Source organism: Variovorax sp. 20P10.2.4, assembly GCF_058244205.1.
In genome coordinates this window covers 1-25,484 of sequence record NZ_JBZAYE010000036.1, presented here as the reverse complement: position 1 = coordinate 25,484, position 25,484 = coordinate 1, and the positions used below count along the sequence as shown (strand labels likewise).

The following is a 25,484-nucleotide window of genomic DNA, read 5'->3' as shown; positions in this document are numbered from 1 at the left end:
GGGCGAGGACCTGGCCGGCGCGGCCGGGCTCATGGCGCTGTCGGCGGGCACCGCGCGGCAGTACCTCAAGCAGATCTTCGCCAAGCTGGGCGTGCAGCGGCAGGCCGAACTCGTGCGCCTGCTGGTGGCGAGCTTTCCGCAGGAGTGAGGCCGCGGCCTGGTGCCGATCAGGCGGTGGGCATGCCCGGCGGCATCGCGCGCGCGGCTGCGTTCACGAGCTGCACGCGGTTGCGCACCTTGAAGCGCGCGCGCAGCTGCCGCAGGTGGTAGTCGACCGCATGGCCCGACATCTGCAGCCGGTGCGCGATCTCCTTGTCGCCGCGGCCCTGCCGCAGTTCCTCGAGGATGCGCAATTGCATCGCGCTGAGCATCCTCGAGGCGTGGCCGATGTCGCCGAGCTGGTTCGCGGCCGGCGCGGAAGCGAGGCCGCAGGACTGCACGCGGCGGTGGAAGTCCTCGGCCAGCATGCGCGCCAGCGCGACGATGCCCGCGCCGATCCACGCGCTGTCCGTGCGCTCCGACTGCAGGCTCACCAGCGTGTGCTCGCCCAGCGGCAACGACAGCGGCGGCGCCGGCAGCCTGAACAGCACGCCGCTGCCGATGCCGCTGGCGCGCAGGTCCTCGAGAAAGCGTTCATGCAGCGCGAAGCGGGTGTCCTCGGGCGGCCACTGGCGCGCGAGGCCGTCGCGGTCCCAGACCCAGGGGCCGGCGCTGCGTTGCGCGGCCTCGACGCGCGGATCGACCTCCTGGTATTGCTGCGAGAAATAGCGTTCGGTCCAGCGGGGATTGGCATGGCCGGTGAAGAAGCTCGAGGGCCGCCACCGGCCCTGCGCCAGCGCCACGGTGCCGTAGGCGAACCACTGGAAGCCCAGCGCCTGCAGCATCGGGCCCATGCGCAGCAGCGGATCGTCGTCGCCGATCGCGGCGCCGCCATCGATGGCGCGCGGCATCGGACCATCCGTCACGAAGCGCACCGGCGGGCCTCCCGATGGCATGGCGGACAGTGGCGCATCGGCGCGCGGCTGTGGCAGTTCGGGCGAGCGCGCGCTGCGTCGGTACGGCAGGAAGACATGGGCGGCGGGCAAGGGTTCGATGCGGTGGACGAGGAGGCTGGAGGCCGCGCATGTCGCGCGGCGAGCGTGCGGTCCGGGGAACGCCGGACCGGCGCTGCGACCCGTGCGCGAGAGACCTCTGGCACCGGTGCGAAGGGCATGTTGCCGCCCTGGCTGGAGGGCGTCGATAACCTTCCAGATAATGGCCGCGCACCATGTGCAAAGGCGCTACCGCCTGTTACCCGGATTACGCATGTTTGTTGCGTTCGCGACGAAGCGTTTCGCCCCTCGTTCAGGTCCAATGGCGGGCTTTTCGATCCCTGGACCCCGATCCCATGAGCCTGCCTCTGCTGCTGCGCCATACGAGGGCGAGCAAGAACATCTCTCAACTCGATCTGTCGCTGCGGCTGGGCGTCTCCCAGCGGCACGTCAGCTTCCTCGAGACCGGCCGCGCCGCGCCGAGCCGCGACCTGCTGCTGGCCTGGATGAACGAGGTCGAGGCGCCGACCTCGCTGCGCAACGCGGCGCTGTCGCTCGGCGGCTTCACCACCGTCGCCAGCGAGGAGGGCGCGTCGTGGATCGGCATGACCGACGCCAACGAGGCCGCGCTGCAGCGCATGGTGCAGCTGCACAACCCGCTGCCGGGCCTGGTGTTCGATCCCGACTGGAAGATGCTCGCGACCAACTGCGCGGGCCAGTGGCTCTGCACGGTCGTGATGCCCGGCTACTGCGAGGCCGTCGACCACCGCTTCGAGGGCCTGGACATGATCGACTGCGTGGCGCACGACGACGGCCTGCTGAGCCATTCGCGCAACGGGGCGCAGGTGGGTGCCAGCCTGCTCGCGCAGTTGCAGACCGAGAGCTGGCTGCGTCCGTCGCTGCGGCCGCGCGTCGATCGGCTGGCCGACTCGCTGCACCGGCGCTACGGCCGGTTGCCCGAGGTGCTCTCGCTCGGCCTCGCCACGCCGAGCCTCAACCTCAGCTTCGACACGCCGCTGGGCGTGCTGAACTTCTCCACCTTCCAGAGTGCCTTCGGCATTCCGCAGGACATCAATTCCTCGTCGCTGCGCATCGAGCTGTGGTTCGCGGCCGATGCGCACACGCGCGAGGTGATGAGCGACGCCGATGCCGACGCGGAGGCCTGCTGCTGAAGCGGTGAGGTCGGCGTCGGCGCGGCCTCAGGGCAGCTTCGCTGCCACGCGCGCGGCCAGTGCGTTGACGCGTTCGCGTGCCACCGCGTGCAGCGCCGCGTCGCGCTCGCCGCCGCCCACGCGCACCTCCACGCTCAGCAGGCCCTTGCGGATCTGGATGCGGTTGAGGATGTCGATGTTCGCCTCGTCGCCGAGGCCCGCCACCGGCGTCTTGGGTTCGCCCACCTTCTTCGAGACCTCGAAGTAGCGCTGCGAGAACGCGGGCGTCGATGCGAGGTTGCGCACGCTCATCTGCACCTGGTGCGAGACGGTCACGCGCTTGCCGTCGAGGGTGTCGGTGCGGCGCACGTTGTAGAGGCAGCCGATCGGCCTGGGAATCTCCTCGATGCGGTTCTCGCGCGACTCGTGCGTGATCTTTCCCTTGAACTGCACCGGCGCCGCGATCGTCATGTCGGGGAACACGGCCTTCACGTCCTCGGGCGTCATCAGCGCGCAGGCATCGGGCCACTGGTCGGCGGGCGCGGTCTGCGACACGCGCGTGTCGGCCGACACCTCGACCGCCGCCTGGGTGGCGATCGGCGCCGCGGCCGCCACCATGCCGGTGCCCGGCTGCCAGCGCGACAGCGCCTGGCGCGCGAGCGCGCTCGCATTGCCGGGCGTCTGGCTCGAATAGGGATCGAGGCTGGCGAGCACGATCAGGTCGCCCTTGCGCGCCTGCACCGCGACCCGGTGCGCGCTGGTCTCGAGGAAGGCCTCCTCGCCCACGTCGGCCAGCGGCTCGATGCGCAGGCTGAGCTTGGGATCGGCGGCCACGCGTTCGCGCGCGGTGCGCAGCGAGGCGAAGCTGTCCCTGGCCGTGCCGCGCCCGACCGCGGGCGAGTCGCCCCAGCGGATCACGGTCAGGCTCGCGAAACGCGCGACATCGGTCTTCGAGGTCGGGCTCGGCAGCCGCACCACGTAGGCGCAGCTCTCGGCGTACTGCGGGCCGCGGCTCAGGGGGCTCAGCGTGGGGCCCTTGTCGGTGACCGGGCGTCCCGGGAACAGCGCCTCGATGTCGGCGCGCGGCATCAGCCTGCAGGCGTCGGGCGCGTTCGCGGCCATGGGGGAAGGCGCGGCGGGCGGCGAGGCCGTCACGGTCGCGGTCTGCGCGAGCGCGGCGACATGGACCGTGCCGGCCAGCAGCAGCAGCCAGGCGGGGCGGATCGGGGCGAGGGTTCGGAAGGGATTCAAGCGGACTCCGGTATTCGGGTAAACGCGTAGAAGCGGCGCAAGGCGCGCATCCTCGCCGCACCGGCGCGGCCCGTCGATTACCTGCGGCGTAGTCGGCCGTACGTAGTTCCCGAGGCCCGCGTGTCAGTTTTCGGTCAGCCGCCGACGCCGAGCATCCCTGCCTCCATCACAACAGGCCGCAGGCGCGCTGCGCAGGCACGCCCACAGAGACAGAAATGAACGACCGCAACCTAGGCAGAGGGCTCTTCCTCATTGCCATTTCCCTCCTGTTCGGCATCACCGCCGCGCGCAATTACCCGATCGGCGATTTCTCGCGCGCCGGGCCCGGCATGTTCCCGTTCATCGTCAGCGTGCTGCTCGGCCTGATCGGCGTGGCCACCGTGATCCGCTCGCGCTTCGTCGCGCGCCAGCCGATGGAGCTCAACCTGCGCAACATCGGCATCGTGATCGGCAGCCTCTGCGGCTTCGCGCTGATCTCTGAGCACATCAACATGGTCGCGGGCATCGTGTTCATGGTGTTCGCCTCGACGGCTGCCGGCCTCTCGTACTCGTGGGTGCGCAACGTCAAGATTTCCCTCGGCCTGATCGCGATGGCTTTCGCGCTCCAGAAGCTGCTGGGCCTGAACCTGCCCCTGCTCTGAGGACGAAGCCATGGAAGTCTTGAACAATCTCGCGTTCGGTTTCTCGCACGCGCTCACGATGCAGAACCTGCTGTTCTGCGCCATCGGCTGCACCGTCGGCACCCTGGTGGGCCTGCTGCCGGGCCTGGGCCCGCTGGCCACCATCAGCCTGCTGCTGCCGCTGACCTACTCGATCCCCACCGGCGGCGCGCTGATCATGCTGGCCGGCATCTACTACGGCGCCCAGTACGGCGACAGCGTGAGCGCGATCACGATGAAGATCCCGCATGCCAGCAGCATCGTGGCCTGCATCGACGGGTACGCCATGACGCTCAAGGGCCAGACCGGCCTGGCGCTGTTCACCGCGGGCTTCTCGAGCTTCGTGGGCGGCACCATCGCGATCGTCGTGCTGGCCTGGATGGCGCCGATGCTCGGCGAGGTGGCCTTCCTGTTCGGTCCGGCCGACTACTGCTCGATGATGCTCGTGGGCTTCGTCTGCGTGAGCTTCGTGACCACCGGCAGCCTGCTCAACGGCCTCGCGATGTGCTTCATCGGCGTGCTGCTCGGCCAGATCGGCACCGACGTCAACAGCGGCATGCAGCGCTACACCATGGACCTGCCCTTCCTCGCCGACGGCGTGGGCCTGGTGAGCATCGCGCTGGGCTGCTTCGGCATCGCCGAGATCACCAAGAACCTCGACGCGCGCGAGGAGCGTTCGCCCTTCAACGGCAAGATCAACCTGATCCCGACCTGGGCCGAGTTCAAGCGCATCATCCCGAGCGCGCTGCGCGGCGGTGCCATCGGTTCCTTCCTCGGCATCCTGCCCGGCGGCGGTCCCTCGATCGCCCAGTTCGCGGCCTACGCCATCGACAAGAAGGTCAGCAAGTACAAGCACGAGATCGGCACCGGCTGCATCGAAGGCGTGGCCGGCCAGGCCGCTGCCGACGAAGCCGCTGCGCGCACCAGCTTCATCCCGCTGATGAGCATCGGCATCCCCGAGAACCCGGTGATGGCGCTGATGCTGGCCGCGTTCGTGATCAAGGGCATCCAGCCCGGTCCGAACATGATCGCCAGCCACCCGGACCTGTTCTGGGGCCTGGTGGCCAGCATGTGGGTCGGCAACTGCTTCCTGCTCGCGCTCAACGTGCCGCTGGTGCGCTACTGGCTGTCGGTGTTCAAGATCCCGTACGCCGTGCTGTTCCCGTCGATCCTGTTCTTCTGCTGCATCGGCACCTACAGCGTCAACAACAGCCTCGACGACATCTTCATCACCGCCGTGTTCGGCTGCCTCGGCTACGCCTTCATGCGATTGGAGCTGGACGCCGCGCCGCTGATGCTGGGCTTCATCCTCGGGCCGATGCTGGAGGAGAACTTCCGGCGCGCCATGCTGATCAGCCGCGGCAGCTTCGGCGTGTTCGTGAACCGCCCGATCAGCGCGACCCTGCTGGGCCTGATCGGCGTGTTCGTGGTGTGGCAGCTCGTGGCCTTCGTGCGCTCGATCCAGAAGGCGCGGCGCGAGGGGCCGGCGGTGGTGCCGGCGAGCGAGGCGCATGGGGCTTGAGAGGCGCGCAGCTGCCAAGCTTCCCTTGATCCGTTCTTCACAGGCTGATACCTGAGAAGGACACGGAGCCGGCCCGTTGAAGCCGGTAAAGGACGCCCGATGAATCTCATCGGGCGTTTTCTTTTTGGGGAGAGGCGATCCTCGTTTGCCGGCACGTCCATGGCGGTAGCATCCGGCCAAGACCATCCATTCCCTGTCGCCTCCCAACGAAGATGAGCCGCGTGACCATTTCCACAGCGCCGTGCGACCCGTCCGCTTCGTTGGTGAGCGAAATCCGGCGCATCACGAAGCTCGGCGTTCTCGATGTGCGAGACCGCCTTTCCACCGGGAAGCCCGTGTTCGATCAGGCGCTTTTCTCCGATCGAACGGAAGACGTCTTTGCCAAAGCGCGTGCGGTGCTTGCTGCACTGGAGCGCTGCGGGCATCGGCCTCTTGTCAGTGAGGCTGGCCGGCCCATCACTCCCGAGATCCTGCGAAACATCCTGCAGGCATCAGAGGAAGGGGCCGAGGAGCTTCGCCGGCTCGATGATTTGGGACATGCATGATGAAACACAAGAACTTGCCTGATCGGGCTGACATTCACGCGGAGTTGGCTGAACAGGATGCGCTGATCCAGGCGGTGATGCGTGGCGAAGAGAAGGCGTGTGTCCAATGCGGTGGCGGACTTGTTTTTACTTTGCGGGGTAATGGAGCCAGTGCGGACATTCGATGTGATGCGGGATGTACGAAGTACCACCTGACCATGGCACCAAGGCACCCGTCGATCTAGTAGCGCAGCAGCATCACCGTCGAATCCGCTATCCGAACGGACATTCTCGAAACTTCGTCATTGCCGTCCGCTCTTCTCCAGAAGGAAAGAGGATTCAGCCTTCGCCTTGATCCCGCCGAGCGCCTCTCGCCGCATCATTGAGGCAGCGATTGCACGCACCGGCATGGATGTATTCGTTACCCACACGCCTCAACACCGGGAGCAGAAAAAATGACAGACCCCAAGCAGATCGTTCGAGACGGCTATGACAAGGTGTCCCTCGCCTACCGAAGCGGCAACGAGGCGGACGACGATCCCGTCTACGCGCGATGGACCGCACGTCTGGCCAACGACCTCGCGCCGTCCGCCCGCCTCCTAGACCTGGGCTGCGGCTGCGGCGTTCCGACCACCCGGGCGCTTGCCGCGCTCGGCAGCGTGGTCGGCGTGGACATCTCGCCAGTACAGATCGAGCGCGCCAGGTCGCTCGTACCCGCGGCCGAATTCCTGTGCGAAGACATGTCGGCGCTACGCTTCCCGCAGGGCTCGTTCGATGCGGTCGTTTCCTTCTACGCGATCATCCACGTCCCCCTGGAAGAGCAGCCCGATCTCTTCAAGCGCATCGCGAGCTGGCTGAAGCCGGGCGGCCTCTTCGTCGCCACTTTGGGAAGCGGTGCCTGGACCGGCACGGAGCAGGACTGGCTGGGGGTCGAGGGCGCCGAGATGTACTGGAGCCACGCGGATTCGCAGACCTACAAGGCCTGGCTTGCGGAAGCCGGGATGGAATTGCTCACCGATGAGCACATCGCCGAGGCAGGAAGCCCGCTGGGCCACCACGTGTTCTACGCGAAGCACAAGCCTGGTTCACTGGAATGACGCGATGAGAAGGACGAGGCCGCCAACGGCCGCGGCGACCAGCGCGCAGATGCCGGCGGCAGCCAGCAGATGCGTCGCCTGGCGCCGGTCGTCGACGGCGGAGTCGTGCCGGAAGCCGCGCAGCAGGCCGCCGGCCAGCGCGAAGACGTGAAGCAGCGCCCCGAAGGCGGCGAGCACGCCGGCGGCCAGGGCGAAGCCCAGCGCGGCCCACGACAGGGTCACGATGACCTTGGCGATCATGGCAGCGCGGTGGGGCTTGTCGCCGTCGAGCCGTCCCGGGGGCCGGTGCACGGTGGCTTGCCAGCGTTCATGAGCAAAGACATCCCCGGTGCTACGAAGGCAGGCCCTCGGCATGCGCGGGAAAGCGCAGGCCGAACGAAGTGCCATCGGCCACCGTCGACCTCACGCTCATATCGCCGCCGTGCGCGCGCGCGATCTCGCGGACGATGAAGAGGCCCAGCCCGACGCTGCGGACGGTGTTGCTGCCGGTCTCGCCGCGGACCATGGGTTCGAACATGTCGGCCAGCACCGCGTCGGGAATGGGCGCGCCGAGATTGCGCACCACGATCTCGGCCGTGGCGCCGGCCACGCCCGAACGGACGAACACGGGCGTGTCGACCTGGCCGTAGGCGGCCGCGTTGCTCACGAGGTTGCCGATCAGCTGCGCGAGACGGTCGGCGTCCGCCACGCAGGCGCTGTCGCCTTCGGACGCGAACTCGATCGTGCGGCCCGGGTAGGCCAGCCGCAGCTCCGACAGCGCGCCGTCGACCACCTCGTGCAGGTCGACCGCCCGGCGGTTGACCGTGAGCCCCTGGCCCACGCGCGCCTGGGTGAAGTCGAGAAGCTCCTCGATCAGCCGCTGCGCCCGCTCGGCCGAATTGCGCACATGCCCCAGGATGCGGGTGCGGCGTTCGCCGTCCACGCGCTCGAGCATCTGAACCCCCATGAGAATGGCCGACAGCGGGTTGCGCAGGTCATGGCTCACGATACCGACCATCTGCTCGGCGAACAGCGCCCGGTCGCGCATCAGGCTGCGTGTTTCGCGCTCGGCTTCGAGCAGCGCATCGGCCTTGCGTCTGGCGCCCATCAATTCGCGCTCGTAGCGGTTGCGGTCCTCGGCGACGAAGGCCGCGATCTCGTCGAACTCGCCTTCGGGTCGTTGGCGCCGGCGGGCGTTGAGGATCATGGGGATCGTTCGTCCGTCGCGATGGCGAAGGTCGAACTTCACCTCGGCCAGCGATCCCTGCATCTGCAGCGAAGGCGCCCAATGCGTCTGATGGAAGATCCGGCCGCCGATCGTGAAGAGCTCCTGCAATCGCTTCGCGCCGACGAGTTCGTCGCGAGGGATGCCGATCCAGTCGCAGAACGTGCCGTTGGCCTTGACGATCGTGCCGTCGAGCCTCGTCACGATCAAGCCGCACGGTGCCTCGTCGAAGAGGCCGGCGAGGTCGGGGATGGCCTGCGTCATCCGGCTCGGGCCCGCGGCAGCGCATCGAGGAAGGCCTCGATCGCATCGCAGCACGCATCGGGCGCGCTCAGGTGAGGGCAATGGCCGACGTTCTCGACGACGCGCAAGGTGCTGTGGGGCACGACCTCGTGGACGTAGCGGCCGACGACCGGTGGCGCGATCAGGTCCTCGGACGACTGGATGATGAGCGTGGGCGTGCGCAGCTTCGCCAGGTCTTCGCGGTTGTCGGACAGGAAGGTGACCCTCGCGAACTGCTTGGCGATGTCGGGATCGGTGCGACAGAAGCTCGCCGAAAGCTCTTCACTGAGCTCCGGGCGTTCGGGCACGCCCATGATGGCGGGCGCCATGCTGCTCGCCCAGCCGAGGTAGTTGCTGTCGAGCGTGTCCAGCAGCGAGTCGATGTCCTCGCGCGCGAAGCCGCCCACGTAGTCGCCGTCGTCGATGTAGCACGGCGAAGGGCCGATCATCACGTTCGCCGCGAAGGTGCCGGGCGACTTCAGTTCGGCGAGCACCCCGATCATGCCGCTGACCGAATGGCCCACGAAGATCGCCGGCCCCGCGGCCACGTCGCGGACGACCTCGAGCAGGTCGTCGGCATAACCCTCGAGGCTCGAATACTTCGCGCCATCGTAGGCATCGAGGTCCGATTGGCCCGCGCCCACCAGGTCGAAGGTCACCACCTTGTAGCGGTCCGCGAACCGTGGCGCCATGAGCCGCCACATGTTCTGGTCGCACCCGAATCCATGGGCGAAGACGAGGGTCGCCGGTCCCGAACCCTGGATCCGGATGTTGTTTCGATGGTGGACGTTCATGAAAAGCTCAGACGAAGTCTGAGGCGAAGAGATGGCGGGAGCAGCCAGAAGTATCCATTTTGCGCCGATTCGGTGAACGTCAGGCGCTGGCTCAAGGCCGGCGCGCGCGTGTCGATGTCGGAGCCTTCGCCGGCCTGGCCGCCTTGACGCTCGAGCGACTCGCCAGCGCCAGCATCTCCAGAAACGCCGCCGCCGCGGGCGAGAGACTGCGCCCCGCGCGCCGGATCACGCCGATGGTGCGCCCGATCTCGGGCCGCTCGAGCCGCACCCCGACCACCGCGGCCGGCTTGCGCGGCAGCGTGAGCTGCGGCACCACGGCCACGCCGAGGCCGTTCTCGACCATGCCGATCAGCGTGGAGACGTGGCGCACCTCGCACACCGGGCGCGGCAGCGGCGGCAGCTCGGCCAGGGCCTGGTCGATGAACAGGCGGTTGCGGCTGGCCTGCGAGACGCGCGCATGCGGGTACTGCGCGAGCTCCTCCCAGCCCACGGACTTGCGCCGCGCCAGCGGGTGGTCCGCGGGGCAGGCCAGCACGTAGGGCTCCTTGAGCAGCGGCGTGAACTCCACCTCGGGGTCCTGCATGCCGATGTAGTTGAGCGCGAAATCGGCCTCGCCCTGCTTCACGCTCGCGAGCACCTCGTCGGCGCCCTCCTCGATGATGCGCACCAGCACATGCGGATGGCGCGCGCGGAAGGCCTGGATCACGGGCGGCATGAAGTGGTGCACGGTCGACAGCACGCAGCCGATGGTGACGTCGCCGGCCTCGAGCTCGGCCGCGTCGCGCAGGCTCAGCACCGAGCGGTCGAGGTCGTCGACCAGGCCGCGGATCTGGCCGAGGAAGCGCCGGCCCAGCAGGGTGAGCTCGACGCTGCGCGTGGTGCGGTCGAACAGGCGCACGCCCAGCAGCTCCTCGAGGTGCGAGATGCGCCGCGACAGCGCGGGCTGCGACAGGTGCAGGGTGCGTGCCGCTGCGGCGAAGCTCTGCAGCTCGCCCACGGTGACGAAGGCGCGCAAGTCGGCCAGCGAGGGCTTCAGCATTTCAGCTCACTCATGCAGTTCATGCAATAAACCCCCAAAAACTTGCAATTTACTGCAATGACGCCCAGGCAGAAGATGCGCGGCAGAACAAGGAGACACCGACATGCAACGCCGCCAACTGCTGCTGACCGCTTCCGCGGCCTCAGCCGCCATCGTGATGCCCCGTTTCGCGATCGCGCAGGACTTTCCGAGCAAGCCGATCCGCTACATCGTGCCGGTCGCCGCCGGGGGCGGCAACGACATGATCGCCCGCGTGGTCGCTGAACGCTGGGGCCGCGCGCTGGGCCAGCCCTTCGTGATCGACAACCAGAGCGGCGGCGGCGGCGTGGTGGCCTGCCAGAACACGGCGCGCGCCGCGGCCGACGGCTACACGCTGATGCAGGGCTATGTGGCGACCCACGGCACCACGCCCGCGACGCGCCGCGTCAGCTACAACGCGATCAAGGACTTCACGCCGATCGGCATGATCGGCGCCACGCCCAACGTGCTGGCCATCAATGCCGACGTGCCCGCCAAGACCGTGGCCGAGTTCGTCGACTACGTGAAGCGCAACCCCGGCAAGGTGAGCTACGGCTCGGCCGGTGCGGGCTCGCTCACGCACATGACGATGGAGCTGTTCAAGCAGGAGACCGGCGTGGTCATGGTGCACGTGCCGTACCGCGGCATCGCGCCGGCCATCAACGACGTGCTCGGCGGCCAGACCCAAGCCATGTTCCCGGGGCTCGCGGCGGCGCTGCCGCACCTGCGCTCGGGCCGCATGCGCGCGCTGGCCGTCACCGGCGGCAAGCGCAGCGCGCAGCTCAAGGACGTGCCGACCATGGACGAGGTCGGCTTCAAGGGCTTCGATGCGATGCAGTGGTACGGCTCGGTCGGCCCCGCGGGCATGCCGGCCGATGTGGTGCGCCGCCTCAACGAGACCCAGGTCGCGGTGCTCAAGGCGCCCGACCTCGCCGAGAAGCTCGCCAGCGAGGCCGTCGAGCCCTGGCCGATGACGCCCGATCAGTTCGGCAAGTACATCGGCTCGGAGATCGCGCGCTGGACCGCGCTCGCCAAGGCCCGGAACATCCAGCTCGACGAGTAGGCCCGGCCGCTCCCCTTTCCCTTTTTCAACGCAACCAGCAAGAACTCCAGTGGCCCGCAACACGCACGTTTCCGCCGACACCTCGGCCCCTCCCGTCACCGCCATCCTGGCCCGCTTCGTCGCCACGCATCCCTCGCGCGGCTGGAGCGACGCGGTCGAGCGCGAAGCACACCGCACCTTCTACAACTGGCTCGGCTGCGCCATCGGCGCCGCGCGCCACGAGGCGGCCGAGGCCGCGATCGCCGCCGTGCGCATGCTCGAGCCGGCGCCGCAGGCCAGCGTGCCGGGCCGCGCCGACAAGGTCGACATGGCGAGCGCGGCACTGCTCAACGGCATCACCTCGCACACCTTCGATTTCGACGACACGCACCTGAAGACCATCATCCATCCGGCCGGCCCGGTCGCCTCGGCGCTGCTCGCACTCGGCGAGCACCGCGGGGCCTCGGGCCGCCAGCTGATCGACGCGCTGGTGCTCGGTATCGACGTGGCCTGCCGCATCGGCAACACCATGTACCCTGACCACTACGACCGCGGCTGGCACATCACGGGCTCGACCGGCATGCTCGGCGCGGCCGCGGGTTGCGCGCGGCTGCTGGGGCTGGACGAACACCGCACGGCGATGGCGATCGGCATCGCGGCCTCGCAGCCCGTGGGCCTGCGCGAGCAGTTCGGCACCATGACCAAGCCCTTCCATCCGGGCGCCGCGGCGCGCGCGGGCCTGATGTCGGCGCTGCTCGCGAGCCAGGGCTTCACGGCCAGCGAACGCGCGCTCGAGGCGCCGCGCGGTTTCGTGCAGGTGGCTTCCGACAAGCGGGCCTGGCACGAGGTCACCGACGAGCTCGGCGAGCGTTTCGAGATCTCCTTCAACACCTACAAGCCCTTCGCCTGCGGCATCGTGATCCATCCGAGCATCGACGCCTGCGTGCGGCTGCGCGCGCAGGGCATCGCGCCCGAGGACGTGGAGCGCATCGAGCTGCGCGTGCATTCGCTGGTGCTCGAGCTCACGGGCAAGAAGGAGCCGAAGGATGGCCTGCAGGGCAAGTTCAGCGTCTACCACGGCTGCGCCGTGGGCCTGATCCATGGCCGCGCGGGCGAGGAGGAGTTCTCGGATGCGATGGTCAACGACCCGCGCGTGGTTGCGCTGCGCAACCGGGTGCAGGCGGTGGTCGACGACGGCATCGCGGAAGAATCGGTGCACGTGAGCGCGCTGCTGCGCGACGGCCGGCGCGTCGAGGTGCAGGTCGATCACGCGATCGGCTCGATGCACAACCCGCTCTCCGATGCGCAGCTCGAGGCCAAGTTCGACGCGCTCGCGGTGCCGCTGCTCGGCGCGGAGCGTTCGGGCCGGATCACCGAGGTGTGCCGCACGCTGGCCGCGCTGCCCGACCTGCGCACGCTGACCGCACTGACCGCGCCTTCGGCTTGAACAGGAGGCACGCATGACGAACCAAAGCATTCCGGCACTTCGCATCGGCATCCTCGACGGCGACGACATCGGCCACGAGATCGTGCCGGCCTCGGTCGACATCGCGCGCGCGGCCGCCGAGCTGCACGGCGTGGCCATCGACTGGCATCCGCTGCCGATCGGCGCACGCGCGCTCCAGACCCACGGCCACACCCTGCCGCCGGGCACGCTCGAGACCCTGCGCACGCTCGACGGCTGGCTCCTCGGGCCCATCGGCCACCGCGCCTATCCCAAGGGACCGAACGCGATCAACCCGCATCCGATCCTGCGCAAGACCTTCAACCTGTTCGCCAACGTGCGGCCCACGCGCTCGTACCCGGACATCGGCTGCCTGCACGACGGCGTCGACCTGGTGATCGTGCGCGAGAACAACGAGGGCTTCCAGCCCGACCGCAACATGGTCGCGGGCTCGGGCGAGTTCCGGCCCAACGACGAGGTCACGCTGTCGGTGCGCGTGATCACCCGCACCGGCAGCCGGCGCGTGGCGCGCGCGGCCTTCGAACTCGCGCGCCAGCGCCGCAAGCATCTGACCTATGTGCACAAGGACACCGTGTTCAAGCTCGGCTGCGGCATGTTCGTCGAGGAGTGCAGGAAGCTCGCCGAGGAGTACCCCGACGTGCGCGTCGACGACGTGATCGTCGACACCTTCGCGATGCGGCTGGTGCGCGACCCGCAGAGCTTCGATGTGGTGGTCACGACCAACATGTTCGGCGACATCCTCTCGGACGAGGCGGCCGGCCTGGTCGGCGGCCTCGGCATGGCGCCGGGGCTGTGCATCGGCGACGGCGACATCGCGATGGCGCAGGCCACGCACGGCTCGGCGCCCGACATCGCGGGCCAGGGCATCGCCAATCCCTACGCGATGATCGAGTCGACGCGCATGCTGTTCGACTGGCTGGGCCACAGCCGCGGCAACGAGGGCGCGGTGCGCATGGCAACATCGATGTCGCGCGCCACCACGGCCGCGCTGGCCGATCGTTCGGCGCGCACCGGCGACATCCGCGGCAGCGGCAACACGGTGGCGTTCACGCAGGCCGTGCTGCGCAACCTGAGTGCCTGAAGGGAAATCTCTCGATGACCGAAGTGGCCACCATGCAGTCCTTCTGGATGCGGATGAGCGAGGCGGGCGGCGTGCTCGAGCAACGCGAGGTGCCGGTGCCCACCGCGGGCCCGGGACAGTTGCTGGTGCGCCTGCATGCGGCATCGCTCAATCGCGGCGAGTTCCTGGCGAGCCGTGGCGCTTCGGGTGCCTGGCGCCCGGCCGGCGGGGAGGGTGCAGGCAGGGTGGTCGATGCTGGAAATGCCGTTAGTGGATTTCAAGTCGGCGATCGCGTGATGGGCCGCTGCGCCGGGGCCTTCGCGGAGTACGCGCTGATGGAAGCGGCCGAGGCCATGGCGGTGCCGCAGGCGCTGTCGTGGGAAGAGGCCGCGAGCATTCCGCTGGCCTTCCTGGTCGCGTTCGACATGCTGGTGCTGCAGGGCCGGCTGCAGCCCGGCGAATGGCTGCTGGTCAACGGCGTGTCCTCGGGCGTCGGGGTGGCGTCGCTGCAACTGGGCAAGGCGCTCGGCGCGCGCGTCATCGGCACCTCGGGCTCGGCCGACAAGCTCGCGGCCCTCGCGCCGCTGGGGCTCGATGTCGCGCTGCCCACCCGCGCCGCCGATTTCGCGCCGGCCGTGCTGCGGGCCACCGGCGACAAGGGCGCGAACCTCGTCGTCAACACGGTCGGCGGTTCGGTGTTCGTCGAGAACCTGCGCGCGATGGCCTTCGAGGGGCGGCACGCGACCGTGGGCCATGTCGATGGCGTGCTGCATGCCGAGCTCGACCTCGAGGCTCTGCATGCGCGGCGGCTCACGCTGTTCGGCGTGTCGAACAAGCTGCGCAGCAAGGCCCAGCGCGCCTCGGGCGTGCCGCGTTTCGTCGCCGAGGTGCTGCCGCTGTTCGCGGCCGGGCGCATCCGGCCGCGCATCGACCAGGTGGTGGCGTTCGCCGAGCTGCCGACGGCCAAGGACCGCATGGAGGCCGGCGCGCACGTCGGGAAGATCGTGCTGCGCATGCCGGGAGCGGGCTGAGACTTAGGGCACGACCGCGAGCAGCTTGATTCCAGCCTGCTCCAGCTCGTCGGCCAGAACGGTTTCTGCCACGAAGATCGCGGCCCCCTCATAGCGCAGGGCCGCAGTCGCGTCGAACAGCTCGGCGACCACGGTCTCGGGCGGTGTGCCGGCGGGAAGATCGAAGATGCCGTTGCCCGCGATGCTGTCGATCACCTGCTGGCGCCCCGACTGCATGGCCAGGGCGAGCGACTGGACGCAGAGGCTGCTGAGGTCGGGTTCTTCCACGAGGTACTTGAAGGCGTACTCGATGTCGGTGTTCGCGACCCGCGCGACCCATCGTCCTTGCCCGATCTCGAGAATCAGCAGGTCGTTCATGGCTTGCCTCCCGTGTAGTCGCTGATGGTCACGGTCAGGTCGAGCGCCGTGTGCCACGACTGCGCGCGGCCGATGGCCGCGAGGCCGCCGACGTGCCCGTCGGCGAAGAAGGTCCTGGGGTCCGACGGATCCGAGCCCGAGCGTGCCCATTGCGGATCCCGGCCCGGGTTGTTGTCCCAGCACACGTCCCAGTACGGGCGCTTGCCCATGCCGAAGACCTGCACCGGCGCGACGATCCGCACGCCGAAGCGCACCGGGATCTCGGGGCTGTACCAGGTGACGTAGGCGTTGTTGGCGCCGTCGGCGATCCACGAAAACGCGATCTGGCAGATGTCCAGCGTCTCCATGCCCGAACGGGCCTTGAGCACCGGCCCCGGCGAGGAGGTCACGCTGCCGAGCGCGAAGTCCTTGGTGTAGCCGGTGACGTCGCGCCGGAGCTCGAACTTCGAGTAGTTGACGAAAGTGATCTTGATCTCGCCGCTGTCGACGGCCGCGCTCGGGACCAAGGACGCGTTGGCGACGATGTCGGGCGATAGATGCATGTCGGTCATGGAATTGCTCCTCCTGCTCTGCAATCGGCCTGTGCGATGGTGTGAAACGCGGGCCCGCTTTTCTCTGGTGAAGAAGCGCGGCATTTCGCCGGTCCCGGTGAGCGGCCGAGGAACTCGCCTGGACATCGCGGTAAGCGTAGGCAGGCCGGTCGATGCGGGGAATCCCCGAAACCAAGTAAACGCCCGGGCGGGCCGGGCGCAACCCTCAGGCGTGTTCCGTGCGCACGAACACGATGTCCTTCACCAACGGCTCGAACGGCACGCAGAGGCTGGCGATGTTCGCGTCGCGATCGGTCAGGAAGCTCAGGGGCAGCCCGTCGGGCAGCAGCGGGTGCAGCGCCGCGGGCAGCTCGAAGGTCTCGTGGTGCCGGTGGCGCAAGGCCGCGGACAGGCCGCGCCATGACCAGTGCAGCGTTGCGTCGCGCGCCTCGATCGTCATGAGGCCATAGGCCGGGTGCAGGTAGTGGCCGGCATAGGCTTCGAGCGCGTGGGCCGGTCGGGTGCCCGGGTGGCGCGTCCGCGCCTGCTCCGCCTGATGGGCCTGCATCCAGGCCAGCGACTGTTCGCGCTGCACGCGGCCGCGGTCGCGCCAGTCGATCGGGTCGCGGCCGCGCAGCCGGTCGATGACATGCCAGGTCAGGGGCCTGGCCACGCCCTCGTTCGGGCTGCGGTTGGTCAGCACGGCGATGCCGATGCCGGCGTCCGGCACCAGGGTCATGAGCGCGCCCCAGCCGGGCAGGCCGCCGCCATGGAAGACCAGCCGGTCGCCCCGGTAGCTGTGGCAGCGAAAGCCGAAGCCGTAGTGCGCCTCGCCGAATTCGCCGCCGGCCGAGTTCGGGCAGTGGACGTGCGGCGCATGCAGCAGATCGACGAGCGCGGCCGGCAGCAGGCGCACGCCATCGATCTCGCCCCTGCCCAGATGCAGGCGCATCCAACGCGCGAGCTCGGCGACCGAGGTGCTGATCCCGCCCGCGGCGACGGGTCGGAACGCAAGGCGGGGCGCGGGCCGCCGCACGTCCTCGCGCACCATGTAGGGCCGTGCCGGCTCGGGCGAAGCCTCGAGCTCGTCGAGCGTGAAACCGAGCGTCATGCCGAGCCTGTCGCCCAGCCGCGCGCGGATGAACGCTTCGTACGTGGTGTCGCCGACGCGTTCGATCAGCAGCCCGAGCACGTTGTAGCCGAGGTTGCTGTACTGGTGGGCGGTGCGGATGTCGAGGTTGGGCTCCAGATGCCGCATGTCGGCCATCATCCGGGCCGGCGAGCGGTCGCCGGGGAGGTACATCCAGTCGTGCGCCGGCAGGCCGCTGTGGTGCGTGAGCAGGTCGCGCACCGTGATGCGTTCGGTGGCGACCGGGTCGTGCAGGCGGAACTCGGGCAGGTAGTCGCGCACCGGCCGCGTCCAGTCGAGCCGGCCCTCGTGGTGCAGGAGCCCGAGGGCGGTCGCGGTGAAGGACTTGGTGATCGAGCAGATCAGGAAGCGGGTCGCGGCGGTCACGGGCAGGCCCGACTCGAGGTCGCGCTGTCCGTAGGCTCTGGTGAGCACGACCTGGCCGTCCTGGACGACGGCGAGCGCGGCGCCGGGCACCTTCCAGTCGGCCATGAGCGCGGGGGCGAGGCGATCGAGTTCGGAACCGAGCGCCGCCATCGATGGGCCGGAAGAATGAACCATGGTCGAGCTCCTCGCCTTCGCGTGCGCAACGCTGGCGTGCGGTGAATCTTATCGAGCCTGTGGCCTCGCGCGGGCGCCTTGCTCGGGCGATGCGGCCGTCTGGCGCTGCAACGTGAACCCGATCTCGTTGACGCCTGGCGTACCGTGCACGAAGGTCTCGCCCCCATGCATGCGCGCAATGGCCCGCACGATCGCCAGCCCGAGCCCGAAGCGTTCGCCGGTCCTGGGCCGCGAGCTGTCGCCGCGCCAGAAGCGCTCGAACATGTGCTGCCGCACCTCTTCCGCAATCGCATCGCCCGGGTTGGCGACGGTGATGCGCGCGCCCTTCGGCAGTGCTTCGATGCGCAAGCCGATCACGGCTTCCACCGGCGCATGCCGTGACGCGTTCGTCAGCAGGTTCACGAGCGCGCGGCGCAGCAGCACGCGGTTGACCGGCACCGAGGCATCGCCCTCGATCTCGAGCCGCTGGCGCTTCTCCTCGAGGAAGACCTCGACGAATTCGCCGACCTGCCGCGCCTGCTCGCCCAGCGAGAGTTCGCGCAGGTCCTCGGCGGCGTCGCCGCGGTCGGCGCGCGCGAGGAACAGCATGTCGTTGACCATCGAGCCCAGCGTGCGCAGCTCCTCGAGGTGCGACTCGAGCACCTCGCGCATCTCGTCCCGGGGCCGGTCGCGCGCGAGCGCGAGCTCGGCGCCGTTGATCATGATGGCCAGCGGCGTGCGCAGCTCGTGCGCCACGTCGGCATTGAAGCCCTCGAGCTGGGTCCACGCATCCTCCATGCGCGCCAGCACCTCGTTGAAGCGCAGGGCCAGCGGCAGCAGCTCGGTGCTGTCGGCCGGCAGGGTCAGCCGCTGCGACAGCCCGCCGGGGCGTATCACCGCGGCCTCGCGCGACAGGTCCGCGAGCGCGCGCAGGCCGCGCCGCGTGGCGATGGCGCCGAGCGCCACGGTGCACAGCACGCCGAGCGCGCCGACCAGCAGGCCGTAGTTGTCGTAGCGGTCGAGCATCTCGGCGCGCGGCCGCGGATCCATGCCGATCAGCACCTGCGCGCCCGGAAAGATGGCGTGCTCGTCGAGCCGGTAGTGCGCGCCGCGCAGCACCACGCCGTCCTGTCGCTGCAGCCAGACCTTGTTGCCTTCGCCGCGCAGCGTGGGCGGCATCGGCTCGGCGCCGTAGAGCATCTCGCCGTCGCGCGCGATCAGCCACACGTTCCAGCGGTAGCGCCCGCCCACGCTGGTGGCCGCGAGGTGGCGCCGCAGCATCGGCAGGTCGGCTGGCGTGCGCACCTCGTCGATGAAATGCTGCACCACCTCGGTCTTGCCGCTGAGGTCCGAGCGCTCGTCGGCGATCAGCACCTGCTCGAGCGCCTTGTGCAGCAGGTAGCCGGTGGCCGCGAACACCGCGACCGCGACCACCGCCAGCATCAGCACCAGGCGCGCCGAGATCGACCCGAAGCGCACCCGCGGTGCCTTCACGCGGACTCCAGCACGTAGCCCATGCCGCGCACGGTGCGCAGCATCGGGGTCTCGAAAGGCTCGTCGAGCTTGGCGCGCAGGCGGCGCACCGCCACCTCGACCACGTTGGTGTCGCTGTCGAAGTTCATATCCCACACCTGCTCGGCGATCACGGTGCGCGACAGCACCTCGCCGCGGCGCCGCATCAGCAGCGCCAGGATCAGGAACTCCTTGTTGGTCAGCTCGAGCGCCTGGCCGCCGCGCGAGGCCTTGCGCCGCGCGAGGTCCAGCTGCAGCTCGCCCAGGGTCAGCACGGTGGGTTCCGAGGTGCCGCCCGAGCGCACGCCGCGTCGGCGCAGCGCGGTCAGGCGCGCCAGCAGCTCCGAGAACGCGAAGGGCTTGACCAGGTAGTCGTCGGCGCCGTCCTGCAGGCCGCGCACGCGGTCCTCGACCTGGTCGCGCGCCGTCAGCATGAGCACCGCCACGTCCTTGGTGGCGCGGATCGCCTTGAGCACCGCGAAGCCGTCGAGGCCGGGCAGCATCACGTCGAGCACCACGATGTCGTACTCGCCGTTCACCGCGAGGTGGCGGCCGTCGATGCCGTCGGCCGCGACGTCGACGACGTAGCCGTTCTCGGTGAGTCCCTTGCGCAGGTAGTCCGCCAGCTTGGGATGATCTTCGACGACGAGCACGCGCATGTTGTGTCCTTCCGGGGGCCGCCGCCGGCGGCTCGACCGGCGCGGCGGTTCCGCAGTCTATCGCCGGGCCGCGCGTTCAGCGCCGGCCCTGCGCCGCCTTCACGATCAGGTCGGCCACCGCCTGGGGCTGCGACAGCAGCGACACATGGCTGGCGTCGAGCTCGACGGTGCTGGCCATCATGCGTTTCGCCATGAAGCGCTGCAGCTCGGGATCGATGGTGCGGTCCTGGCGCGAGACGGCATACCAGGTCGGCTTGTCGTGCCAGGCCGCCGCGGTGGTCCTGGCGGTGGTGATGGCGCGCGCGAACGGTTGCTGCACCGCGTAGTAGGCCAGCGCCTCGGCCGGCGGCAGGTCGCCCGCGAAGTCCTTCACGAAGGCCGGTTGGCTCAGCGAACCCCAGCCGTTGGTGTCCCACTGCAGGCCGGCACCGGCGGGCGCGGCGGCGAACTTGCGCGTGAGAGCCGGGTAGTCCTCGCCGGCATCGGGCGCGCGTGCCGCGATGTAGACCAGGCCCGCCACGTGCGGGTCGGTGCCCGCCTCGCTGATCACCATGCCGGCGTACGAATGGCCGACCAGCAGCGTCGGGCCGTCCTGCTGCGCCAGCACGCGCTTGACCGCGTCGACGTCGTCCTGGAAACCGCTCAGCGGGTTCTGCACCGAGGTCACGTGCAGGCCCTGGGCCTGCAGCAGCGGAATCACCTTGCCCCAGCTCGAGCCGTCGGCATAGAGGCCGTGCACCAGCACCACGTTGTGGACGGCGACCGGCGCCGAAGGCGCCGTCTGCGCACTGGCGGCGGCCGCGGAGAAGACACCGGCGAGGGCGATGGCCGCGATGCGGCCCATGAGGGTTCTGCGATGCATGAAAGGCTCCAGGTTCTGGCGGCGCCGGTTGCGGCGCCGCGGGGTCATGCAGTGACGACCGGCACTGCTCTGGAGCGGACTGTGGCGCCAGGCCATCGACCTGGATCGCACATTTCGATTACAAAAATGTCATCTGGCCGGTGCCAGCCGCTGCAGCATGGCGTGCCAGGCCCGCTGGTCGGGATCGGTCTGCCCCTTCATGCGGTTGCCGTCGCCGCTCTCGAGCTGCCGCAGCGTCTTCTGCCGGATGGCCTCGGGGATCGCGCGCACGGGCCGTCCGGTCGAGAGCACCGCGATCTGCGCCCGGCAGGCCTTCTCGAGCGCGAGCATGGTCAGCACCGCATCCGCCACGCTGCGCCCCACGGTCAGCAGGCCGTGGTTGCGCAGGATCAGCACCTTGGCGCTGGCACCGAGGTCGGCCACCAGGCGCTCGCGTTCGTCGAGGTCGAGCGCGATGCCCTCGAAGTCGTGATAGGCCACGCGCTGGTGGAACAGCAGCGACCACTGGTTGAGCGGTAGCAGCCCTTCCTCGAGCGTCGACACCGCCACGCCGGCCACCGTGTGGGTGTGCAGCACGCAGGCGGCATCGTGGCGCGCCGCATGGATCGCGCTGTGGATGGTGAAGCCCGCGGGGTTCACGTCGTGCGGCGAGTCCTCGAGCTGGCGGCCCTCGAGGTCGATCTTCACCAGCGAGCCGGCCGTGACGTCGCGAAACAGCAGGCCGAAGGGATTGATCAGGAACTGGTTGTCGGCATCGGGCACGCGCGCGGAGATGTGCGTGTAGATGCTGTCGTCCAGGCCGTGCAGCGCGATCAGCCGGTAGGCGGCGGCGAGGTCGCAGCGCACCGCGATCTCGGCCTGCGAGCGGTCCGGTCCGGCGGCGTCCGCCGCATAGGCACCATGCATCGGGGTCATCGTTCGCGCTCCTTCGTCTCAGGAGATGGCGCAGGCCTTGGCCTGGCGGATCACCGCTTCGTGGTCGTAGCGGTCCACGCGTTCGGCGAAGCCGGGCGTGCGGATCACGAAGGTCTCGGGCGCCACCTTCCGGTCGATCACCTTGTTGTCGAACAGGAAGTCCTGCATGCGCTGGAAGCCGGCCGCATCGACGCGGCCCCAGGCCTGGCCGCCGTCAAGCTGCCTTGCCTTGTCCATCGATCCGACCACCGCTGCCACCAGCCGGTCGTCGTTGCGTGCCAGCGTGGCCTCGTCGGCGCCGGTGGGCTTGCTCTGCGGGAAGCGCTTCCAGTGCAATTGGCGCGCGCACTGCGGATTGGTGGCGGTGAACAGGCTGGCCTTGGCCACGCCGCGCGCGATGGCCTCGACCATCGCCGGGTCGCTGTCGATGATGCGCTGCGTGGTCGCGAGGCTGAAGTCGGCGAAGGTCTCCCAGGCGGGGTCCGACAGGTAGCGCAGCCGGCCGCCGGCATTCTCGAAGCCCACCAGCGCCGTGTGCCAGAACATCAGCCCCTGCACCCGGTTGGCGCGCAGCGCCTCCAGCGCGGGTGCGCCGGTGCCCACGGCGACGATGGTCACGTCCTTGTCGGGATCGAGGCCGCCGGCGCGCAGCAGCGCCTTGAGCATCGGCAGGCCGCCGCTGGCCAGGCTCACGATGCCGATGTTCTTGCCCTTGAGGTCGGCCACCTTCGCGACCGGTCCGTCGGCCTGCACGCCCACGGCCCAGTCGAGCACGTTGTTCACGCTGATCGCGCGGATCGGCAGGTTGTTCGTCACGTTGGCCTGGATCAGGGCGCCCGCGCTCATCTGCGACAGCGCGATGCTGCCCGCGGCGAGCTGCTGCACCGTCTGCAGCGAACCGGGCGTGGCCACCACCTCGACGTCGTAGCCCTCGTCGCGCCAGTAGCCGAGCGCCAGCGGCATCATGAGCCAGGGATAGGCCGCGTTGAGCACGCTCACGCCGCCGACGGCCAGCGTGACCTTCTTCAGGGGCTTGGCGCTCTGGGCCGATGCGTGCAGCGCGCAGGCCAGGAGCAGCAGCAGGAGGGCGCGCAGGCCGCCGGCGAGGATGCGAGTGGTCATGAGAACTCCAGGGTGAAGTGCGAGGGGAAACCGGGGCTCAGGCGCCGAGCGTGGCGTCCTTCTGCGTCTCGAGCCAGAACACGACCCGCTTGCGGGCGTACTTCATGACCGCATGCAGCACGATGCCCATGGCCGACAGCAGGATGAGGATGGCGAACATGCCTGCCGTGTCCATCGAGAAGGTGCGCTGCAGGATCAGGTAGCCCAGTCCCGCCTGCGCGCCGACGAACTCGCCGACCACGGCGCCTATCACCGACAGCACGATCGACACGTCGAGCCCCGCGAAGATGTAGGGAAGCGCATGCGGCACGCGCGCCATGCGGAAGATCTGCCAGCGCGTCGCGGTGAAGGCCCGCAGCAGCTCGATCTGGTCCGCCGGCGCCGCGCGCAGCCCGACGATGGTGTTGGCCAGCGCCGGAAAGAAGGCGATGGTGGCGGTGATGATCACCTTCGAGGTCATGCCGTAGCCGAACCAGATCACGAACAGCGGCGCGATCGCCACCTTGGGGATGGTCTGGAACGCGACGATGTAGGGATAGAGCGTCTTCTCGACCAGCACGAACTGCGACACCAGCGAGCCCAGCACCAGCCCGAGGCCCGCGCCGACCGCGAAGCCCGCGAGCGTCTCGTAGGCGGTCACGCCGAAGTGGTAGGTGAAGGCGTTGGAGATCAGTCCGCTCCACAGCGCCAGCGCGACCGCCGAGGGCGGCGGCACCACGAGCGCGGAGACGTCGAGCGCGCGCACCGCGAGCTCCCAGCCGCCGACCACGACGATGAACAGCGCGATGGCCAGCGGGATCTCGGGCCGGGCGATGCGCCGCGCGGGAGGCGCAGAAGGCGCGGCGGGCAGCACGGTGGAAGCGGTGCGGGTGTTCATGCGTCGAGTGCTCCGAGCGAATGGAAGTGCCTGCGGATGGCCGAGACGTAGCCGCCGAAACGTTCCGAATTGATCATCTCGAGCCGCCGCGGGCGCGGCAGGTCGATCGGCAGGATCTCGGTGATGCGGCCCGGCCGCGGCGACATCACGACCACGCGGTCGGCGAGAAACACGGCCTCGGGGATGCTGTGCGTGACCAGCACCACCGTCTTGCCGCTCTCCTTCCAGATGCGCAGCAGCTCGAGGTTCATGGTCTCGCGCGTCATCGCGTCGAGCGCGCCGAAGGGCTCGTCCATCAGCACGAAGGCCGGGTCGTGCACCAGCCCGCGCGAGATGCCCACGCGCTGCTGCATGCCGCCCGAGAGTTCGGACGGGTACTTGCCCTCGAAGCCCTCGAGGCCCACCAGCTTGAGCAGCGCGCGGGCGCGCGGCTCGTAGACCTTGCGGTCCAGGCGCTGGATCTCCACCGGCACCATCACGTTCTCGAGCACGGTGCGCCAGGGCAGCAGCACCGGTGCCTGCAGCACCACGCCGACGTCGCGGCTCGGTCCGTCGAGCGGGATGTCGCGCGCCTTCACCGAGCCCGAGCTGCGCCGCAGCGTGCCGGCCAGGATCTTGAGCAGGGTGGACTTGCCGCAGCCGCTGGGCCCGACCACGGTGACGAACTCGCCGTCGGCCACCGAGAGGTTCACGTCCTTCAGCGCGTCGATGTCCACGCCGTCGCGCGTGAGGTAGCGCTTGTTGAGTCCAGAGATCTCGATCATGGTGCGTGCCTTTCGAGGTGCGCCCGGCCCGGCCTCACTGCGGGCCTTCGAGCGCGAAGCGCGCGTCGCGCCACTTGAAGGCGGCCTTCAGGCCCTGCGCGCCGGCCACCTTGAAGAACTCGTCGGCCTCGGCCGATTCCGCCATCAGCACCAGCGTGAAGACCTCGGCGCCGTAGTCGATGGTGGACTGGAAGCCGCGCATCTCGTAGGCGCGGTTCAGCCCCATCTTGTTGAGCTGCATCGCGGGCGGCGGAATCATCGACAGCTTGGTCGCCAGCCGCCGGGCCTCGGCCAGCAGCTGGTCGGCCGGCACCACGCGGTTGGCCAGGCCGATGCGCTGCGCCTCCTGCGCGTCCACGCGGTCGCCGGTCAGCAGCAGCTCCTTGGTCTTCTTCATGCCCAGCACCCAGGGCATGATCGCGTAGGGCGGGGCCGACTTGAACTGGATCTCGGGCTCGCCGAACTGCGCGGTGTCGGCGGCCAGCGTGATGTCGCAGACCATCGAGAGATCGCAGGCGCCGCCGAGGCAGAAGCCGTTGACGGCAGCGATCACCGGCAGCCGCGAGCGCCAGATGCGCGACCAGGTGTCGTTGCCCAGCTTCACGTGCTCGCGCCAGTCCTGCACGGTGGTGAACGGCTCCTCGCGCGGGCTGAGGTCGAAGCCCGCGCTGAAGGCGCGACCCGCGCCGGTGACGATGAGGGCGCGCACGGCCGGGTTCGCCTCGAGGCTGTCGAGCGCGTGCTGCATCTCGAGCAGCAACTGGTCGTCGAGCGCGTTCATCTTCTCGGGGCGGTTCAGCGTGAGCGTGGCGATGCTGCCGTCGATGGCGAGCTGGATGGCCTGGTAGTCCATGGGTACTTCCTTTCAGTTGAGCGTCGGTCCGCGCAGCTCGACCAGGGCGTCGAGCACGCGCACGCCCTGTCCCGCGGCAAGCACGGCGACCGGGTTGATTTCGATGGCCTCCACGAGGTCCGCATAGGCCGCGGCGATCTCCGACAGCCGCACCATCAGGGCCTCGAGGGCCACGGCGTCGGCGGGTGCCGCGC

Annotated in this window: 27 protein-coding genes; 9 read left to right on the top strand and 18 right to left on the bottom strand. The window is 69.3% G+C overall.

Translation table 11 applies throughout. The features are described 5' to 3' along the window. Positions 1–167: 167 nt before the first annotated feature. Entirely contained in the window at positions 168–950 is a 783-nt protein-coding gene (locus tag AC27VN_RS06000) for a helix-turn-helix transcriptional regulator (protein WP_490875977.1), read from the bottom strand. Between the two features lie 437 nt (positions 951–1,387). On the opposite strand from AC27VN_RS06000, the gene AC27VN_RS05995 reads away from it, so the two are divergent. Next, a complete protein-coding gene (locus AC27VN_RS05995) occupies positions 1,388–2,203 on the top strand; it encodes an MmyB family transcriptional regulator (RefSeq protein ID WP_490875976.1) in 816 nt (271 codons plus the stop codon). Between the two features lie 27 nt (positions 2,204–2,230). Here AC27VN_RS05995 and AC27VN_RS05990 read toward each other — a convergent pair whose 3' ends face one another. Beyond that, positions 2,231–3,433, bottom strand: a complete 1,203-nt coding sequence (locus AC27VN_RS05990) for a hypothetical protein (protein ID WP_490875975.1) — start codon at positions 3,431–3,433, stop codon at positions 2,231–2,233. Between the two features lie 215 nt (positions 3,434–3,648). Here AC27VN_RS05990 and AC27VN_RS05985 point away from each other — a divergent pair, with 215 nt between their 5' ends. From AC27VN_RS05985 to AC27VN_RS05970, 4 genes are all read left to right on the top strand, one after another. Continuing rightward, a complete protein-coding gene (locus AC27VN_RS05985) occupies positions 3,649–4,074 on the top strand; it encodes a tripartite tricarboxylate transporter TctB family protein (protein ID WP_177239571.1) in 426 nt (141 codons plus the stop codon). Positions 4,075–4,084: 10 nt separating this feature from the next. Then, positions 4,085–5,614, top strand: a complete 1,530-nt coding sequence (locus AC27VN_RS05980) for a tripartite tricarboxylate transporter permease (protein ID WP_093354916.1) — start codon at positions 4,085–4,087, stop codon at positions 5,612–5,614. A gap of 212 nt (positions 5,615–5,826) precedes the next feature. Next, the gene (locus tag AC27VN_RS05975) at positions 5,827–6,159 is read left to right on the top strand and encodes a hypothetical protein (RefSeq protein WP_490875974.1); all 333 of its coding nucleotides are present in this window, start codon (positions 5,827–5,829) and stop codon (positions 6,157–6,159) included. Between the two features lie 434 nt (positions 6,160–6,593). Beyond that, entirely contained in the window at positions 6,594–7,235 is a 642-nt protein-coding gene (locus AC27VN_RS05970) for a class I SAM-dependent methyltransferase (protein WP_490875973.1), read from the top strand. Here the strand turns inward: AC27VN_RS05970 and AC27VN_RS05965 are convergent. From AC27VN_RS05965 to AC27VN_RS05950, 4 genes are all read right to left on the bottom strand, one after another. After that, the gene (locus tag AC27VN_RS05965) at positions 7,224–7,475 is read right to left on the bottom strand and encodes a hypothetical protein (protein ID WP_296780569.1); all 252 of its coding nucleotides are present in this window, start codon (positions 7,473–7,475) and stop codon (positions 7,224–7,226) included. The two genes, AC27VN_RS05970 and AC27VN_RS05965, sit on opposite strands and share 12 nt — an antisense overlap. 91 nt (positions 7,476–7,566) lie before the next feature. Continuing rightward, on the bottom strand, positions 7,567–8,703 hold the full coding sequence (locus tag AC27VN_RS05960; protein ID WP_490875972.1) for a PAS domain-containing sensor histidine kinase: 1,137 nt from the start codon (positions 8,701–8,703) through the stop codon (positions 7,567–7,569). Then, positions 8,700–9,515 carry an alpha/beta fold hydrolase gene (locus AC27VN_RS05955; RefSeq protein ID WP_490875971.1) on the bottom strand — a complete coding sequence of 272 codons (816 nt, stop codon included), beginning with the start codon at positions 9,513–9,515 and terminating at the stop codon, positions 8,700–8,702. Before AC27VN_RS05955 ends, AC27VN_RS05960 begins: the two co-directional genes overlap by 4 nt. A 91-nt stretch (positions 9,516–9,606) precedes the next feature. Continuing rightward, positions 9,607–10,554 carry a LysR family transcriptional regulator gene (locus AC27VN_RS05950; RefSeq protein WP_490875970.1) on the bottom strand — a complete coding sequence of 316 codons (948 nt, stop codon included), beginning with the start codon at positions 10,552–10,554 and terminating at the stop codon, positions 9,607–9,609. 103 nt (positions 10,555–10,657) lie between these two features. Between AC27VN_RS05950 and AC27VN_RS05945 the strand changes: the two genes are divergently transcribed. Genes AC27VN_RS05945 through AC27VN_RS05930 form a run of 4 tightly spaced genes read left to right on the top strand, consistent with a single transcriptional unit; the run spans position 10,658 to position 15,170 of the window. Next, on the top strand, positions 10,658–11,635 hold the full coding sequence (locus AC27VN_RS05945; RefSeq protein WP_490875969.1) for a Bug family tripartite tricarboxylate transporter substrate binding protein: 978 nt from the start codon (positions 10,658–10,660) through the stop codon (positions 11,633–11,635). A gap of 49 nt (positions 11,636–11,684) precedes the next feature. Continuing rightward, positions 11,685–13,061, top strand: coding sequence for an MmgE/PrpD family protein (locus tag AC27VN_RS05940; RefSeq protein ID WP_093354935.1), 1,377 nt, complete (start codon positions 11,685–11,687; stop codon positions 13,059–13,061). Between the two features lie 13 nt (positions 13,062–13,074). Next, positions 13,075–14,160, top strand: coding sequence for an isocitrate/isopropylmalate dehydrogenase family protein (locus AC27VN_RS05935; protein WP_490875968.1), 1,086 nt, complete (start codon positions 13,075–13,077; stop codon positions 14,158–14,160). A 14-nt stretch (positions 14,161–14,174) separates the two neighbouring features. Further along, on the top strand, positions 14,175–15,170 hold the full coding sequence (locus AC27VN_RS05930) for a quinone oxidoreductase family protein (RefSeq protein WP_490875967.1): 996 nt from the start codon (positions 14,175–14,177) through the stop codon (positions 15,168–15,170). Positions 15,171–15,173: 3 nt separating this feature from the next. Here the strand turns inward: AC27VN_RS05930 and AC27VN_RS05925 are convergent, their stop codons facing one another. From AC27VN_RS05925 to AC27VN_RS05870, 12 genes are all read right to left on the bottom strand, one after another. Beyond that, positions 15,174–15,527: a hypothetical protein gene (locus tag AC27VN_RS05925; protein ID WP_490875966.1), complete on the bottom strand. Its 354-nt coding sequence runs from the start codon at positions 15,525–15,527 to the stop codon at positions 15,174–15,176. Beyond that, positions 15,524–16,078, bottom strand: coding sequence for a hypothetical protein (locus AC27VN_RS05920; protein ID WP_296780548.1), 555 nt, complete (start codon positions 16,076–16,078; stop codon positions 15,524–15,526). Before AC27VN_RS05920 ends, AC27VN_RS05925 begins: the two co-directional genes overlap by 4 nt. 205 nt (positions 16,079–16,283) lie before the next feature. Then, positions 16,284–17,747 carry a serine hydrolase gene (locus AC27VN_RS05915; RefSeq protein WP_490875965.1) on the bottom strand — a complete coding sequence of 488 codons (1,464 nt, stop codon included), beginning with the start codon at positions 17,745–17,747 and terminating at the stop codon, positions 16,284–16,286. A gap of 48 nt (positions 17,748–17,795) precedes the next feature. Beyond that, positions 17,796–19,220 (bottom strand): heavy metal sensor histidine kinase, encoded by a 1,425-nt coding sequence (locus AC27VN_RS05910; protein ID WP_490875964.1) that lies wholly within the window; start codon positions 19,218–19,220, stop codon positions 17,796–17,798. Next, positions 19,217–19,897, bottom strand: coding sequence for a heavy metal response regulator transcription factor (locus AC27VN_RS05905; protein ID WP_208512467.1), 681 nt, complete (start codon positions 19,895–19,897; stop codon positions 19,217–19,219). Before AC27VN_RS05905 ends, AC27VN_RS05910 begins: the two co-directional genes overlap by 4 nt. A 76-nt stretch (positions 19,898–19,973) precedes the next feature. Next, positions 19,974–20,759, bottom strand: coding sequence for an alpha/beta fold hydrolase (locus AC27VN_RS05900; protein WP_490875963.1), 786 nt, complete (start codon positions 20,757–20,759; stop codon positions 19,974–19,976). A gap of 129 nt (positions 20,760–20,888) precedes the next feature. Next, positions 20,889–21,674 (bottom strand): class II aldolase/adducin family protein, encoded by a 786-nt coding sequence (locus tag AC27VN_RS05895; protein WP_490875962.1) that lies wholly within the window; start codon positions 21,672–21,674, stop codon positions 20,889–20,891. Between the two features lie 18 nt (positions 21,675–21,692). Next, entirely contained in the window at positions 21,693–22,796 is a 1,104-nt protein-coding gene (locus AC27VN_RS05890) for an ABC transporter substrate-binding protein (RefSeq protein ID WP_490875961.1), read from the bottom strand. A gap of 37 nt (positions 22,797–22,833) precedes the next feature. After that, positions 22,834–23,673 carry an ABC transporter permease gene (locus AC27VN_RS05885; RefSeq protein WP_490875960.1) on the bottom strand — a complete coding sequence of 280 codons (840 nt, stop codon included), beginning with the start codon at positions 23,671–23,673 and terminating at the stop codon, positions 22,834–22,836. Then, positions 23,670–24,437, bottom strand: a complete 768-nt coding sequence (locus AC27VN_RS05880) for an ABC transporter ATP-binding protein (protein WP_209542205.1) — start codon at positions 24,435–24,437, stop codon at positions 23,670–23,672. The genes AC27VN_RS05885 and AC27VN_RS05880 overlap by 4 nt, the downstream gene beginning before the upstream one ends. Positions 24,438–24,471: 34 nt before the next feature. After that, entirely contained in the window at positions 24,472–25,290 is an 819-nt protein-coding gene (locus AC27VN_RS05875; RefSeq protein WP_490875959.1) for an enoyl-CoA hydratase/isomerase family protein, read from the bottom strand. Positions 25,291–25,302: 12 nt separating this feature from the next. Then, positions 25,303–25,484, bottom strand: a 182-nt coding sequence (locus tag AC27VN_RS05870; RefSeq protein WP_490875958.1) for a hypothetical protein, incomplete at its 5' end; no start/stop codon positions are given.